Genomic DNA, 15,610 nt, shown 5'->3' with positions numbered 1-15,610 from the left:
GATCGGGCAGATTTGGCTATGCTGGCGAAGTGAAGGAGGGTTGATACGGATCCATGGCGCGCGGTGAACTGATGAAGAAATTGCTGGCGAGCTACGGCAAGGACGATGAGTTCCGGGCCGTTGCCGAGCAGATCATCAGTGAGGAAGAGAAGAAAAATAATCGCGTTCTCGCACGCTCTCTGCGCCGTTCACTCGACGCTGCTCCATCTCGTCCGGCCAAGCCCAAGGCGCTTGCGCCCCTCATCCCATTCCCGGAAGCCGCCGGGGAGTTCATCGAACTGGTCGAGCCCGCGCACAACAAGCAGGACATCATCCTGTCCAGCGAGAATGTGCGTATCTTCCTCGATCTGATGCGCGAATTTCGCCGTGGCGACGAGATTCGGCGCCGGGGCCTGCCGGTCCGTTCAAAGCTTCTGTTCTGTGGCCCGCCCGGTTGCGGCAAGACGCTCTGCGCCGAGATATTCGCGGCGGAGCTGGGCATGCCGCTGTACATCGTCAAACTCGATCGGCTGATCTCTTCCTATCTGGGCGAGACCGCGACGAACGTGCGCAAGCTGTTCGAGTTCGCGCGCAAGCAGCCTACCGTCCTCTTCTTCGACGAGTTCGATGCGCTGGCACGCGCCCGGGAGGATGGCGGCGAGCACAATGAGCTGCGCCGCGTTGTCAACAGCCTGTTGATCTTCATCGATCGTATCCAGCCCAAGGGTTTTCTCGTCGCCGCGACCAATCTCGACCAATCGCTGGATACGGCGATCTGGCGGCGCTTCGACGAGGTGATCTGGTTCGATCTACCCGATACGCGCATGGTCGCCCGCTTCCTCACGATGAAGTTCCGCAATGTCGCCCTGGCCTTCGAGCCGCAGGCACATCTCGATGAGCTGGGCGGATATTCCTATGCGGAACTGGACCGTATCTGCGTCCAGGCGATCAAGGCTTCGGTCATCGATCGACGGAAACAGGTCAGGGAGCAGGATTTCCTTCACGCCATCGCCGATGAGCGCCGTCGTCGGCGCAGAACCGAACGCATGACTGTCTGACCCCCGCTCAGTGGCGCGTTACGATCATCTGCAGCTCCTGCGGCTGCCCGAGCGCTTGCCTCGGCGCAAGAATGGCGGCGGTGGACCCCCGCCTCAACGCAATCCGCGCGGTCACAGCGACCGCCTGGGCCAGGAACTCGATCAGGCTGTCACCGCACAGCGCCAGCGCCGCCGGGCTGATGCGGTCGATCCTTCCCTGATCCTGCGGGTCCAGATGAGCGGCCCCTTGCTCGAAGAAGAGTGGAACCGCGTCGGGCTAACCGTCCTGTCGAGTGACGAGGATCGCACGCTGGTCCTCTTTTCGTCCTCGGATGAATTGACAGAGTTTCAGCGCAAACTCGGCGCCTATGGCCAGGGTACACAGCCTGGGCGCCAGGCCCCCGCGTTCGCATCGTTCATCGGCAATGTTGAGACGATTTCCGAGGTCGCGCCCCGCGACCGCATCGGGATGCGCGCGCGTGAGGCCGGGCTCGTCGACGTCGATGATTTCCAGATCGGTGAGGCCTATACGCTCGATGTCGAGCTTTGGGATCTGGGCGCGCGAGTCTTGCGCGAGCGCAAGGTCGATGACATCGTCCGCTACGCAGAGGCACGTGGCGCCGAGGAGCTCGATCGCCATATCGGTCCCAATCTCACACTTGTTCGCCTTCGCTGCAATGGCGCCGTGGCGCGCACGCTGCTGTCGATTGAGGAGGTTGCGGAAGTCGACCTGCCGCCCGAGCCCGATCTTCTGGCGGTGCAGCACATCGACGACGCGCTTGGCGACCTGCCCGATGTGGCGGAACTTGATGAGGACGCGCCGCTCATCGGGATCATCGACAGCGGGATAAACGATCACCCTCTGATCGAGGACATCATCGTCGGGTCGATCGCCATTCCCGGAACGCTGGGCACCGCCGACGATCATGGCCATGGAACGTTCGTTGGCGGCATCGCGACGTTCGGCGATCTGCGCGCCCAGCTTGGTGCAGGCGAACTTGTCCGGCGCGCCCGGCTCTGTTCGGCCAAAGTCATCGACCACACCGGCAATTTCCCCACTCGTCGCCTCACGCCCAAGCTGATGCGTGAGGCGATTACCGGCCTCCATGAACAATTCGGCTGCCGGATTTTCGTGATCGCGCTTGGAGACCGTACCAAGGTCATTGCGGGTGGCAAGGTCGGCCCCTGGGCGCAGACGCTCGATGAGCTGGTGCGCGAACTGGATGTCGTCATCATCGTGGCGGCCGGCAATCGCCAGCCACGGCGCGGGATGCGGGTAGAGGAAGCTGTCACCGATTATCCCGGTTATCTGATGGAGCCGGAAAACCGACTGTGCGAGCCGGCCGGCGGCATGAACATTGTCACGGTAGGAGCGGTTGCTCATGGCAACGGTCTCAGCGGCCGGGCGGCGGACAATGTCGGTGTGCGACCCATTACAGAGGCATTCGAGCCTGCGCCTTTCTCGCGTGCCGGCCCCGGTGTGCGCGGTGCGATCAAACCCGATTTCACCGATGTCGGCGGTACGCTGATCTACGATGGCCCCACCGCTGCGCTGCAGGGCGGTGAGGTGCGGCCGGAAGCCGGCGTCATGTCGCTCCATTTTCGCCCCGTCGATCGTTTGTTCGCAGCGCGCTCCGGGACATCCCATGCCGCCCCGCTGGTGGCGTTCAAGGCGAGCCAGATCCTGGCCCGTTTCCCCGACGCCTCGGCGAACCTCGTTCGCGCCCTGCTGGTGACAAGCGCCGCCACGCCGCCTGAAGCAACGCGCCGTCTCGCGCCGCTTGGTGATGCGGCTGCCCTTGCGCTGTGCGGTCACGGGCGGGTGGATGCGGAACGTGCGGCTTTTTCGGACGATTCGCGCGTCATCCTCTATGCCGAGGACGAACTCGCTATCGACCATTTCGCGGTCTACCAGATTCCGGTCCCCGAGCTGTTCCAGACCGAACGTGGACGCCGCACGATCCGCGTCAGCCTCGCTTTCGATCCGCCGGTCAGGCACAGCCGCCTTGATTATAATGGCGTGTCCATGGGCTTCCGGTTGATCAGGGGATGCGATCCGGACATGATTTTTGAGCATTTCTGGCGACGGATGGCTGATGAAGCACCATTCCCGGAGATGGCGGCCCGTTATAATTGCAAGCTGCTCCCCAGCTCGAGCGTGCGGGAAAAATCGAGCCTGCAGTCTGCCAGCGTCAACTTTTCTCGGAATATCAGGGGCTATGGCGACAACTACTACCTTGTCGTGCGTTGCGCCGGCGGTTGGGCGGGTGATGAAGGGCAGCAATCCTTCGCGGTGACGGTGGAGATATCCCACGAAGCCGACCTGCCGCTATATGAGCGACTGCGCCAGCGCGCCCGCGTGAGGGCTTGAGGCTGAACCGAGCTATAATGAGGATGGCACGCGGTCGGCAGATGCGGCGCGCACAGGAAACTGCTCCTAGGGCACTTCGCTGCCGCAGCAGGCGTTGGCGGTGGAATGTACTGCTAACCAATAGACGGCTTACGCGGGTCCTAGTTTGTACCATCCATGGTTGATGATAGATTGCTGCCATGCGCTTGAGAAACGCCACGGTAGGGGGATATGAATTTGCAACGCCTGTCGAGGATGCGCAAATCGATGAGGTGATCGACCTCGATCACGGCACGACGCCCAAAGCAAAGGTCCTGATTGGATCGTTGTTCTATCAGGATCTCGTCGATAACCGCGTCAATATCGTCGAGCGCATGAACACGGGCAACCCGCGCTACCTCTGCTCAGAATGCCTGACGCCGGTCTATCTCGTCTCAACACCGGACAAGCGGTTTTTCTTTCGTCACCGGTCCGAGGAGAATGATTCCTGTTCCGCCAAAACACGGTCGGAATTGTCGGCGGAAGAAATCACGGCGCGCAAGTATCATGGGCTGCGCGAAAGCTGGCCGCATAAGCAAATCAAAGGCCTGATTGAACGCAGCCTTCTGGCTGACGCCGCATTCGGGGAGATCGCGGTTGAGCGCAATTGGAAGGCCGCAGATTCCAAGCGCTACCGACGTCCTGACGTTCAGGCAGGAAGCCCTGATGGCAAGGTCGCCTTCGAGGTCCAATTGTCGACGACCTTTTTGAGCGTAGTCGCCGGACGCCGCATTTTCTACCGCAGCGAGGGCGGTCTGCTCGTCTGGGTATTCGGCTCATTTGACGCAGGCTATCGGCGTCTCACCACGGACGACCTGCTCTATTCCAACAATTCCAACATCTTCATTGTGGATGAGGAGACAACCCTACTTTCCGAGCAAACGGGTGTCTTCCATCTTCGCTGCCATCATCGGAAGCCGGTCAGGCAAGGAAGCCGCGTCGTTGATGAATGGGTCGAGCAGATCGTCCCATTCCGCGACCTCACACAGGATCGCGATGGTCAGCGCCTGTTCCTGTTCGACTTTCAGGCTGCAGAAGCCGCAATCCGCGCGGCGATACAACAGGAAGCCGACGATGAGAGGGCCATGGCCATTCGCAGCGATCAGGCGGACCTATACGAATTCTGGGTCGAGCATGGTCGTTCGTTTCGGCATACTCCCGAGAACCGAACAGCCTGGCAGCAGTTACGCGATCGCTATGAGTGTCGGGGGCTGTCCCTTCCCAAGTTTCCTGACAGCGACGAGGCAATTCGAGTTATGCTGTCTGCGCTTTACAGCGCCCGGGAAGGCAGGCCCGTCGGCTACAAATTTTCTAAGCTCGTGCAGGTCGCCCATCAGGTTGCCGAAGCCTATCCCGGTCTCTTCATCGCTTTCTACAGCGCGGTGGAGGCCTATGGTCACGCGGGTCTCTTGAAAAGCCAGGACAGTAGCGGAAAGTGGCGGGAGAGACTCAAGGGCTCTGAGCGACATGGGTCCGCGCTCGAAGGGATTTTTAGTCGTATCAGGCGCAATGATCCTGAACTCAGGCCTGAGACCAGCGTGTTGCCTTTGATGAATTTTCTGTTTCCAGAAGTGTCTGATCGGGTCGCAATGGCTTTGTGCGGTGATGGCTGAAGGCGACAGCAATGTGCCATACTGCTGCTGGTACTCCGCAGCCAGATCGCTTCCACAGGAGGGGATAGTCGGCAGGATGGATCCTGCTGAAGTCACCACGCAGGAGAATGCTCATCCCGGCCGCACCACTTCGAATCACCGTATGCGGACATGGACGAAGTTGGTGGTCGCGGATCACGCAGGTCCATCCAGCGCGGCTTTCGCCCCGCCGATGAGACCATCGCATCGCTTGGTATCTGCAATTGGATTCGTCTGCGAAGCGGCTTCTTCAGCGCGGGTGTGATTCTTGCCTGAAGCTCGTCACGCTACGCCTGCATAGCAGGAATGGTGCTTACCCGGTGATTACATCACGAAAAAAATGGATAAAAAATATTACAAATTATCATTAAACATTAGATATTTATACTGCTTTCGACTCTAATGTCTGGTACTTCCGTTACCGGCGGATTTAGGCCAACGGATTAGCGTCATAGTGGCGGGCGCGGAAATAGTGGCGGGCGCGGAAATCGAGCCAATTCCTGGACGCGGCCGCCGATGAGATTGACGTACTCGGCGATGTGCTGACCGAGCGGGCTATGGCGGAGAGCGGCCTGCAGCGATCCGCGGATCATGGCGGCGGGCTTCACGGGCTCCCACAGCGGCGGCATCGCACTTGTGATGGGGGCGGCAGAGCGCCCGGTGCCGATCCCGGTCTACGCACAGATGAGCAGCATCAATCCGGTATTCCTGTTGCCCACTGCGCTCGAAGCTCGGGCCGAAGCACCGGCAGTGTATGGTCTCGCGTTGGAGCGCGAGCAGTGGAACACCGACGCAAAATTCCAAAAAGAAAACCCTCGGACCGGGGGCATTGGTCCGAGGGTTCCATTTGCGTTCGTCACGCTTGACTGGCGACCGTATGGAGGTCGGGCAACAGGGGGGAAACCCGTCCGGGCCGCTTCGTCACGGCCTTTTTAGGACCCGCTCGCTTGCCCTTGGATGAACGGTTGTGACAGGCTTGTCGCAGTTTGTCGCAAGGGACGAACGGTTGCGCGATGAGGCGAAGTCGGGTGCCGACGAGGGGAGTTTTGCCAGCGAATCGCCTTAACAAACTTGCAGCTTCCCCGCGCAGGCGCGGCCCTTAGGAGGTTCCGCGATGAGGCCTGGGGCCCCCGCCTGCGCGGGGGAGCAGATTGCTTGGTGAGTTCCATTTATCGTCGCCCCGGACTTGATCCGGGGGGAGGCTTCCTTTCGCCAAAGAGCAAAGCCTCATCCCGGGTCAGGCCCGGGACGACGGAGATCTGGCTTTTCTGCCAGGTCAGATCAACGCCCGGGGGCGGTACGCCGTGGGTCGGTCCACTTGAATGTCTTGTCGTCCACGGCAATGCCGTACGCATGCGCGGTCAAGCGGATAGTCGTGCGCTTGTTCTGCGAATCGAGCGCCACCCACGAATCGAGCTGGAGACCGCCGGGGGCAGCGCCGTTGCGGACGAAGATCATCGTGATCGTGCCGTATTCGGGATGCTTGGGATCGCGCACCTGCAGGCTGATCACGTCGCGATCACCTGTCGGCAGCAGCGTGGCAAACTTCGCGACGTCCTTGTTCGGATCGAGCAGCGCGCCCAATGGGCTGTTGCTGATCGGCCAGCGCTGCACCTGCCGCACTTCGTAGTCGATCATGGTCAGCGCGCGGCCATCGCCAACGATCAGCAGGGGCACGCCCTTCTGATACTGGAAGCGGATCTTGCCCGGGCGTTTCAAGGTCAGCACGCCCGATGTGCTCTGGCCGGACCGGTCGGTCTGCACGAAGTTGGCCCGCAGCGTGGTGATCCCGCGCAGGGCGGCAACGGCACGGGTCACGTCGGACGATGGTGCCTGGGCGGAAACCGCAGCGACCGGCGCTACAACGGCGCCAACCGTGCCGAGCGCAAGCGAAAGGGCCGCCAAAGGACGGCCCAGCTTGCGCGAAATGTTCAAAATCGTGTTCATCGCCGTTCCTTGAGGTGTCGGCGTTGAACTCGCCGTGAACCGACCCGTTCCGAAAATGAAAGGGTCAGCCCAGGCCGTAAAGCGCAAAACGCGCTGTTACTTGATCTTGGCTTCCTTGAACTCGACATGCTTGCGCACCACGGGATCGTACTTGCGGAAGGTCATCTTCTCGGTCGTGTTGCGCGGGTTCTTCTTGGTAACATAGAAGAAACCGGTGTCTGCGGTCGAGACCAGACGGATCTTGACGGTGGTTGGCTTTGCCATGACTCTATCCTGAACTTTATCGCGCGCGAATCTTAAACGAATGTGGCGGCGCGTTTCCACGCCGCCGTCACAGGGTCGGGCGGTTGGGATAGAATCGGGGTAAAGTCAAGCGCGCTGTCGGGACGTCAGCAATTTGCCGAAACGTCGTGCACGTGATAGTGGTTGCAAAAGAAACCAGGTTGACCAGTCCAGATGACCGATAACATCGTGCCCTTCGATTACGAGCGCCTGCCGGAAATGCCCGATGGTGTCTATACCGCGCCGCTGCGCCGTCCAGCGCATCTGGCGCAGGACTGGCTCGAACCGGCGCAGCGTCGCTACACAGGCGACGAGAACGCGATCTGGGACGAATTATACCACCGCCAAATGGAAGTCCTGCCCGGCCGCGCCTGCACCGCATTCCTTGAAGGCACCGAGCGGCTCGACCTTGGGCGCGGCGGCGTGCCCGATTTCGAGCGGCTCTCTGCCGAACTGGGGGCGCTGACCGGGTGGAGCGTCGTACCGGTGCCGATGCTGATCCCTGACCACGTGTTTTTCTGGCATCTCGCCAATCGCCGATTCCCCGCCGGAAACTTCATCCGCACGCGTGACACTTTCGATTACATCCAGGAGCCCGACGTCTTTCACGACGTGTTCGGCCACGTGCCGATGCTGACCGACCCCGTCTATGCCGATTATATGCAGGCCTACGGTCGGGCCGGGTGGAAAGCGATGCGCCACAATCGCCTCAAGGCGCTGGGCGCGCTCTACTGGTATACCGTCGAGTTCGGGCTGGTGAAGGAGGGCGACGCCTTGCGCGCCTATGGCGCGGGCATCCTGTCCGGCCCGCGCGAGGCGGTGTTCGCCATCGAAGGGCAATCGCCCAACCGGGTGATGCTCAATGTCGATCGCGTCGTGCGCACCGATTACGTGATCGACGACCTGCAGCCGACCTACTTCGTGATCGAAAGCTTCGATGACCTGTTCCGCCAGACTGTCGGCCGAGATTTCGATCGGCTGTACCAGGCGCTCGGGCCGGGTTTCACTTACGCCAATACTGCGGTGATCGACGTCGACGACGTGCTCCATCATGGCACGCTCGAATATCACCTGCGCGGTGGGCGCGGATCGGGAGCCAAGCCTGTCTGACACGAAAAACCCGGCGCTGCTCTAGGACAGCGCCGGGTTCGTCGGTCTTGGGGTCGGAGCGGTTGCCCGTTCGGCCCGGACCGAAACTTGATGTACCAGATCAGCCCGGGATCTTGTCGGCCTGATCTTCCATCTTGTCGGCCTTCTTTTCGCCCATATCACGGACGGCGTCGGCCTTGTTTTCCATCGCGTCTTCCGAGGCGCCGCCCATGGCGTCAGCCTTGTCTTCCATCGTGTCTGCAGCAGCTTCAGACGACTGACGTACTGCGTCGGCCTGATCTTCGGCGGCATTTTCCTTCGCGCTGTCGCACGCGGAAAGTCCAAGACCCATGGCGACGACGGAAGCCATCATCGCGCCTTTGAAAATACCCTTCATGGTAATCCCCTTCGGTTGAAAATTCTGGTCATGGGAAGGGCGGTCCTTGCGGGCCGCCCTAACCGGTAAGGTTTTGAAAAAGCGTTAAATTAGCGAACCGAACCACGACGGACGAGGTTCACGATCGCCAGCAGGATCAGCGCGCCCAGGAACGAAACGATCAGCGTACCGGCGGTGATGCCGTTGGTGATGCTGCCGCCGCCGACGAGGGGCGCAAGCAGGAAACCGCCGAGCAGTGCGCCGACGATGCCGACCACGATGTTAAGGAAGATACCCTGCTGGCCATCGGTGCGCATAACGATGCTCGCCAACCAGCCGAGAATGCCGCCGACGATGAGAAGAATGATCAGGCTCATGTTATAACCCCTTGAAGTGCTGTCTGTCCGGTCAATCCCGAACGCGGCACTTGGTTCCGCAAAAGCGGCAGGGCGTTTTAGGCGAAATTAATGTTCAGCGCAGCGTGAGCCAGGCAATCGCAGCCGCGCCAGCGACGATCCGGTACCATGCGAACGGCTTGAACCCCGATCGACTGACGTAGGCGACGAACAGCCGGATCACCGCCAGCGCGACCACGAACGACACTGCAAAACCCACGCCGATCTCGCTCCAGCCCACGCCCATCGTGCCGCTCATAACCGCCTCGCGGTTGTCGATCAGTTCGAGCGTCGTCGCGCCAAGCATCGTTGGAATCGCAAGGAAGAAGCTGAACTCCGCCGCAGTGCGCCGTTCGATGCCCATTGCCAGCGCGCCCATGATCGTCGCGCCCGAACGACTCACGCCGGGGACCATCGCGAGGCATTGTGCAAAACCGACGCCTATCGCCTGACGCAACGGAAGCTGGCCGATGCCGGTCAACTCTCCGGTCTTGGCATATTTCTCGATCACCAGAATCGCGACGCCACCCACGATCAGTGCCCAACACACCACCATCGGGCTGCCGAGCATCACATCGATCTGCTCTTTCAGCAGCAGGCCCAGCACAGCCGAGGGGATGAACGCCGCCAGCAGGTTGCGCAGGAACCGCAGTGAAATCGGCTCGAGCTTGAGGAGTCCCATGCCGACGGCCCAGAACGTGCGCCAGTACTGCACGACGACCGCCAGGATCGCGCCCAGCTGGATAACGACATTGAACATCGCCCACTGGTGCGCGTCGTACCCGAACAGCTCGGTCGCCAGGATCAGGTGCCCGGTCGAGGACACCGGCAGGAACTCGGTGAGTCCCTCGACGATTCCAAGCAGAATAGCAGTGACGATCGTGTCCATAACGGTCCCGTGAAGCTGAACTGCGGGGTTCAGCCGCAGCGCAGCATCAAGTCAAGCGCAGACCGTCGATAGGGGTGGATTGCCGTCTCACCAGATGCGGATGCGCTGATCCGGCGGAAGGTACAGCGCGTCCCCCGGCTTCACGCCGAACGCCTTGTACCATTCATCGAAGTTGCGGACGATTCCGTTGACGCGGTAGGCGCCGGGCGAATGGTAATCGGTCTTCAGCCGGTCACGCGCCGCCGCATCGCGCGCCTTGAACCGCCACACTTGCGCCCACGCCATGAAGAAGCGCTGGTCCCCGGTTAGCCCGTCGATCACCGGCGCTGGCTTGCCGCCCAGCGACAGATGATAGGCGCGCAGCGCAAGGCTGAGCCCGCCCAGATCGCCAATATTCTCGCCGAGTGTCAGCCGCCCGTCGATGCAGGCCTTGCCGCCTGCGCTTGCCTCATCGAACGGGCAGAACGCATCGTACTGCGCCACAAGCCGCCCGGTCAGGGCATCGAAAGCAGCGCGGTCCTTGTCGGTCCACCAGTTGCGCAAGTTGCCGCTGGCATCGGACTTGGAGCCCTGATCGTCGAAGCCGTGACCCATTTCGTGCCCGATCACCGCACCGATCGCGCCATAGTTTACCGCCGGATCGGCGCTCAGGTTGAAGTAGGGCGGCTGCAGGATCGCGGCCGGAAACACGATCTCGTTGAGCTGCGCCGAATAGTAGGCGTTCACCGTCTGCGGGAACATGCCCCACTCGCTGCGATCGACCGGCTTGCCGATGCGTGGCATGTCATAGGCCAGCTTCCACTGCTTGGCCGCGATGGCATTGGCCAGCGGTGTCTCGGGCGAAATCTTAAGCCCCTCGTATTGCTTGTACTTGTCCGGATAGCCGACCTTGGGGGTGAACGCAGCCAGCTTCGCCTCCGCCTGCTCGCGCGTGGCCGGACTCATCCAGGCAAGGTCCGACAGGTTCGCCGCCATCGCCTTGCGCAAGTTCCCGACGAGCGCTTCCATCGCCGCCTTGTTTTGCGCAGGGAACCAGCGCTGCGCATAGACCTTGCCGACCAGCTCGCCGACTTGCTCCTCGGTCGCGCCGATCGCCCGCTTCCAGCGCGGCTCGTCCTGCGGCTGGCCGCGCAGCAGCGTCCCGTAGAAGGCAAAGCGCGCAGCATCGATTCGCGCGGGCAGTACGGCGGCATAGTTCGACATGAACCGCACCGTCGCCCAGGCTTTCCACGCTGCCAGTGGCTCGCTTTGCACCAGCGCAGCGATCGCCGGCACGCCGCCGCCCAGCTTGCTCGCCATGTCCGGTGTAAAGCCCGCCGCTTTCAGCTCGTCGGCCGTCGGCGGGTACTGTTGAATCACCAGTTCACCCACACCCTTGGCACCGGCAGCGGTCAGCATCGCGTCGAGCGGCAGGCCCTTGAACGCCTCGCGCGCCTGCGCCAGCGTCAGCTTGTTGTAGGTCAGATCGCGGTTGCGCCCCAGCGCCCGGTCCCAGTGCGCGGCGGCGATCTTGCTCTCGAGCTGCCAGATTGCCTCGGCACTGGCCGCAGGCTGCCTGTCGCCAGCCTCGGCAAGTGCGGTCACCAGCCACTTGATGTAGCCAGCCTTGATCTCGCGGTTGCGCGGGCTGTCGATCAGATAGTAGTCCCGATCCGGAAGCCCAAGCCCCGCCGCCCCTGCGTAGAGCGCATAGCGCCCGCTGTCCTTGCTGTCGGGGTTCAATGCCAGCCCGATCGGCGATTCGAACGCAGGATCGCCGAACAGCGTGGCAAGGTCGGTGGTCGTCCGAACCTTGGCGATGCGCTCCAGCCACGGCCGCGCAGGCATGAGCCCCCCCGCCTCGATCCGGCGCGTATCCAGAAACGCCGAATAGGCCGCCGCGATACGCGCCATGTCCGATCCTGGCGCAGCCTTGGCCGCCACCGCCTCGTCCATGACCAGCCGCAGCCGGTCGCGCGAGGTGTCGCTGAGGATGTTCATGATCCCGTAGGTCGACTTGTCGGCGGGGATCTGCGTGTCGCGCAGCCAGATGCCGTTGACATGGCCCATGAAATCGTCGCCCGGTTTGATCGCGGGGTCGACGTATTTCAGCTGTAGCCCCGATCCGGAATAATCGGCAGCAGCCTCTTCACCGATGGCGGACGACATGGGGGCGAGCGCGCACGCGGCAGCGCACGCGCAAAGATAGGCGGCAAGACGTTTCATGTTGGACGGCGACCCTGACTGGTTTCAATCTTTACCAGATAGATTGCCGCTACTTTGGCGAAAGTCCAGTCTTTAGCGGGCCTGTCAGGCGACAATGCCCTCGAACTGCAGCTTCGCCAGTCGCGCATAGAGCCCGTCAGCCGCCGACAGGCTGGCGTGGGTGCCCTGTTCGACGATGCGCCCGCCATCCATCACGATGATCCGGTCCGCTGCGCGGATCGTCGCCAGCCGGTGCGCGATAACCAGCGTCGTGCGCTCCTTCATCAGTCGGTCGAGCGCTTCCTGCACCAGACGCTCGCTTTCGGCATCGAGCGCGCTGGTTGCCTCGTCCAGCAGCAGGATCGGTGCCTTGCGCAGCACCGCGCGCGCAATCGCGATACGCTGGCGCTGTCCGCCCGAAAGCCGCGCGCCGTCCTCGCCCAGGAACGTGTCGAGTCCCTCGGGCAAGTCGCGCAGGAAGCCCTCGGCATTGGCCGTGCGCGCCGCTTCCCAGATGTCCTCGTCGCTGGCCGACCAGTTGCCGTAGCGCAGGTTGTCGCGCGCCGATGCTGCAAACAGCGTGGCGTCCTGCGGCACCAGCGCGCTGCGGGCGCGGATCTCGGCGGGGTCGGCGCTGGTCAGCAGCACGCCATCGATGCGCACCGTGCCGCCATGCGGGTCATAGAATCGCTGCGCCAGCAGGAACAGCGTCGATTTGCCCGCACCCGAAGGCCCAACGATCGCCACCGTCTCGCCCGGTTCGACCGTCAGCGAAAAGTCGTTGAGCGCCAGCACTTCGGGGCGTGAGGGGTAGCGGAACACCACATTCTGGAACGCGATCTGCCCACGCGGCGGCACGGGCAAGGCCGTGGGCCGCACCGGCGGCGCAATGTCGGGTTCCTCGCGCAGCAACTCGTTCAGCCGTCCGGCGGCACCGGCACCGCGTAACAGATCGCCATAGACTTCCGACAGCGCTCCCGCTGCGCCCGCAACCAGCCCTGCGGTAATCACGATCGCAAAGATCGTCCCGCCGCTGATCGCGCCCGAGGCCACGCCCAGCGCGCCTTCCCAGACGAGCATGGTGATCCCGCCGAAGACGAGGAAGATCACGATCGCGGTCATCACCGCACGCAGCGAAATCCGGCGCAGCGCTGTCTGGAAGGTCGCCTCTACCCGCTCGCCGAACCGCGCCATCTCGCGCGTTTCCTGCCCGAACGCCTGCACGATCTTCATCGCGCCCAGCACTTCGGCCACGATCACGCCGATCCCGGCCACCCGGTCCTGGCTCGATCGCGAGACATTGCGCACCCGCCGCCCGAAGAAGACGATCGGGCCGACAACCAGCGGAATCCCGACCATCAGGATCGCGGTCAGCTTGGGCGCAAGGAAGAACAGATAGGCAAGCCCGCCGACCGCGGTGATGACGTTGCGCAACGCCACCGACACCGTGGTGCCCACGACCTGTTCAATCACCGCGGTGTCCGAGGTCATCCGCGAAGAGATTTCCTTGGGGCTGTTGCTCTCGAAGAACGACGGAGGCAGGCGCAGCAGGTTCGCCTGCACGCGCAGCCGAATGTCGGCGACCACGCGTTCGCCCAGCCAAGATACGAAGTAGAACCGGCAGGCGGTGCCGATCGCCAACACCACTACAATCAGTAGCAGGTACTGGAACCACCGTCCCAGCGCATCGACATCGGCCCCTTGGGCAAAACCCTTGTCGATGATCAGCTTGAACCCCGCAGGGATCGCCAGCGTCGAAGCAGAGGTCACCAGCAGCGCAACGCACGCCGCGACCATCCGTCCGGGATACTTCATCGCCTCGCGCCAGATCATGCGCAGTGGGCCCAGCGTGCGCGCACGCGGAGCCGGTTCGGCGATCGGTTCTTGAGCCAGCGTTTCCTCGTCCATCGGCACCGCCTAGCCGATGCAAGGGTTCGCCGGAAGGGGGCGCGGGATACACTCCCGATTTGTTGCGTTGCACAAACGATCGTTTGGTTGCAGACTGCGACTAACGACTCTCCGGAAATCGGGTGTTCCCGCACCGGGAGACAAACAACAAAGGTGTTCGCAGTGCTCTACAAAGCTTACGAAATCCAGCGTTCGCTATTGAACGCGAGCAGTGCCTGGGCGTCGATGACCGCCGACATGCTCAACGATGCGCGCAATCCGTGGGCGGGCATCGGTCCCAGCCAGATGATGGCCTCGGCGCTCGATGTCTTCGCACATGCGGCAGCGCCCCGGGGCAAGCCTGCCTTTGGAATCAAGGTGATCCATGTCGATGGCACCGCACACGTGGTCAAGGAAACCACGGTCGTCACGCGCCCGTTCGGTCACCTGAAGATGTTCACCCACGCCGGTCTGCCCAAGGACGCGCCGCGCTTGCTGATCGTTGCCCCGATGAGCGGGCACTACGCCACGCTCCTGCGCGGCACGGTCGAACGCATGATGGAACGCTGCGTCGTCTACATCACCGACTGGGCTGACGCGAAATACGTGCCGCTGGCCGAAGGCGTGTTCGATCTGGACGACTACATCGATTACCTTACCGGTTTCCTCGAACACATCGGCCCCGGCGCGCATGTGATGGCGGTGTGCCAGCCCTCGGTTCCCGCATTTGCCGCAGCAGCGATCATGGGCGCGAACAAGCACCCCTGCCGCCCGGTCACGCTGACCATGATGGGCGGGCCGATCGACACGCGCGAAAGCCCGACGGCGGTCAACGATCACGCGATCACCAAGCCGCATGTCTGGTTCAAGCACAACGTCATCACCGAAGTGCCCGCCAACTATCCGGGCGAAGGCCGCCGCGTCTATCCGGGCTTCGTGCAGCTCGCCAGCTTCATGTCGATGAACCTGGGCAGCCACATGATGAGCCATTACAAGCTCTATCAGCACATGATGCAGGGCGCCGATGTCGACGCCGACGCGACCAAGACCTTTTACGAGGAATATCGCGCGGTCTGCGATCTACCCGCCGAATTCTACCTGCAGACGGTCGACGTCGTGTTCCAGCGTCACGCCCTGCCCAAGGGCGAACTGGTCCATCGTGGCCAGACGGTCGATCTCGGCGCGATCACCGAAACCGCGCTGCTGTGCATCGAGGGTGAGCGCGACGACATCTCGGGCATCGGCCAGACCAGGGCCGCGCTCAAGGTCACGCCCAATCTGCCCGACGACAGGAAGCAGTACTTCCTCGCCCCGGAAGTCGGCCACTACGGCATCTTCAACGGCTCCCGCTGGCGCAACTCGATCGCCCCGGTCGTCGACCAGTGGATCGCCAAGTTCGAAAAGAAGGCCAAGGGCGGCAAACTGACCGCTGTGGCCTGAGGCAAACAGACACGACGGGCCGGTTGAACAGCGTTCGACCGGCCTATTTCTTGCAATATCGGGCGGATTAGCTATGTTCTTAGCT

The 15,610-nt window shown here is 62.4% G+C and carries 12 protein-coding genes and 1 pseudogene; 6 read left to right on the top strand and 7 right to left on the bottom strand.

Annotated elements, in window-relative coordinates:
• Window positions 1-53: 53 nt before the first annotated feature.
• The 4 genes and pseudogenes from GGQ88_RS18430 to GGQ88_RS21415 form a co-directional block, all read left to right on the top strand.
• Window positions 54-1,037: an AAA family ATPase gene (locus tag GGQ88_RS18430; protein ID WP_183614937.1), complete on the top strand. Its 984-nt coding sequence runs from the start codon at window positions 54-56 to the stop codon at window positions 1,035-1,037.
• Between the two features lie 10 nt (window positions 1,038-1,047).
• Window positions 1,048-3,387 carry a S8 family peptidase gene (locus GGQ88_RS18425; RefSeq protein WP_221214771.1) on the top strand — a complete coding sequence of 780 codons (2,340 nt, stop codon included), beginning with the start codon at window positions 1,048-1,050 and terminating at the stop codon, window positions 3,385-3,387.
• 251 nt (window positions 3,388-3,638) lie between these two features.
• On the top strand, window positions 3,639-5,018 hold the full coding sequence (locus tag GGQ88_RS18420; RefSeq protein ID WP_183614936.1) for a DUF6035 family protein: 1,380 nt from the start codon (window positions 3,639-3,641) through the stop codon (window positions 5,016-5,018).
• Between the two features lie 585 nt (window positions 5,019-5,603).
• Window positions 5,604-5,780 (top strand): annotated as a pseudogene (locus GGQ88_RS21415) (aldehyde dehydrogenase (NADP(+))); the annotation flags it as partial.
• Window positions 5,781-6,317: 537 nt separating this feature from the next.
• Here the strand turns inward: GGQ88_RS21415 and GGQ88_RS18415 are convergent.
• The gene (locus GGQ88_RS18415) at window positions 6,318-6,983 is read right to left on the bottom strand and encodes a LolA family protein (RefSeq protein WP_183614935.1); all 666 of its coding nucleotides are present in this window, start codon (window positions 6,981-6,983) and stop codon (window positions 6,318-6,320) included.
• 96 nt (window positions 6,984-7,079) lie between these two features.
• A complete protein-coding gene (gene rpmG / locus GGQ88_RS18410) occupies window positions 7,080-7,247 on the bottom strand; it encodes a 50S ribosomal protein L33 (RefSeq protein WP_011446825.1) in 168 nt (55 codons plus the stop codon).
• Between the two features lie 237 nt (window positions 7,248-7,484).
• On the opposite strand from rpmG, the gene phhA reads away from it, so the two are divergent.
• Window positions 7,485-8,375 (top strand): phenylalanine 4-monooxygenase, encoded by an 891-nt coding sequence (gene phhA / locus GGQ88_RS18405; protein ID WP_183614965.1) that lies wholly within the window; start codon window positions 7,485-7,487, stop codon window positions 8,373-8,375.
• Window positions 8,376-8,475: 100 nt separating this feature from the next.
• On the opposite strand, the gene GGQ88_RS18400 is transcribed toward phhA, so the two are convergent.
• The 5 genes from GGQ88_RS18400 to GGQ88_RS18380 form a co-directional block, all read right to left on the bottom strand.
• Window positions 8,476-8,751: a hypothetical protein gene (locus tag GGQ88_RS18400; protein ID WP_183614934.1), complete on the bottom strand. Its 276-nt coding sequence runs from the start codon at window positions 8,749-8,751 to the stop codon at window positions 8,476-8,478.
• A gap of 89 nt (window positions 8,752-8,840) precedes the next feature.
• On the bottom strand, window positions 8,841-9,107 hold the full coding sequence (locus tag GGQ88_RS18395; RefSeq protein ID WP_183614933.1) for a GlsB/YeaQ/YmgE family stress response membrane protein: 267 nt from the start codon (window positions 9,105-9,107) through the stop codon (window positions 8,841-8,843).
• A gap of 94 nt (window positions 9,108-9,201) precedes the next feature.
• Window positions 9,202-10,014, bottom strand: a complete 813-nt coding sequence (locus GGQ88_RS18390; protein ID WP_183614932.1) for an undecaprenyl-diphosphate phosphatase — start codon at window positions 10,012-10,014, stop codon at window positions 9,202-9,204.
• An 87-nt stretch (window positions 10,015-10,101) separates the two neighbouring features.
• Window positions 10,102-12,162, bottom strand: a complete 2,061-nt coding sequence (locus tag GGQ88_RS18385) for a M13 family metallopeptidase (protein WP_246386306.1) — start codon at window positions 12,160-12,162, stop codon at window positions 10,102-10,104.
• Window positions 12,163-12,303: 141 nt separating this feature from the next.
• On the bottom strand, window positions 12,304-14,106 hold the full coding sequence (locus GGQ88_RS18380) for an ABC transporter transmembrane domain-containing protein (RefSeq protein ID WP_183614930.1): 1,803 nt from the start codon (window positions 14,104-14,106) through the stop codon (window positions 12,304-12,306).
• A gap of 162 nt (window positions 14,107-14,268) precedes the next feature.
• On the opposite strand from GGQ88_RS18380, the gene GGQ88_RS18375 reads away from it, so the two are divergent.
• The gene (locus tag GGQ88_RS18375) at window positions 14,269-15,525 is read left to right on the top strand and encodes a polyhydroxyalkanoate depolymerase (RefSeq protein WP_183614929.1); all 1,257 of its coding nucleotides are present in this window, start codon (window positions 14,269-14,271) and stop codon (window positions 15,523-15,525) included.
• Window positions 15,526-15,610: the final 85 nt, after the last annotated feature.

It is taken from the genome of Novosphingobium hassiacum, from assembly GCF_014196055.1.
Lineage (GTDB): Bacteria > Pseudomonadota > Alphaproteobacteria > Sphingomonadales > Sphingomonadaceae > Novosphingobium > Novosphingobium hassiacum.
This window is presented reverse-complemented; position numbering and strand designations above follow the sequence as displayed.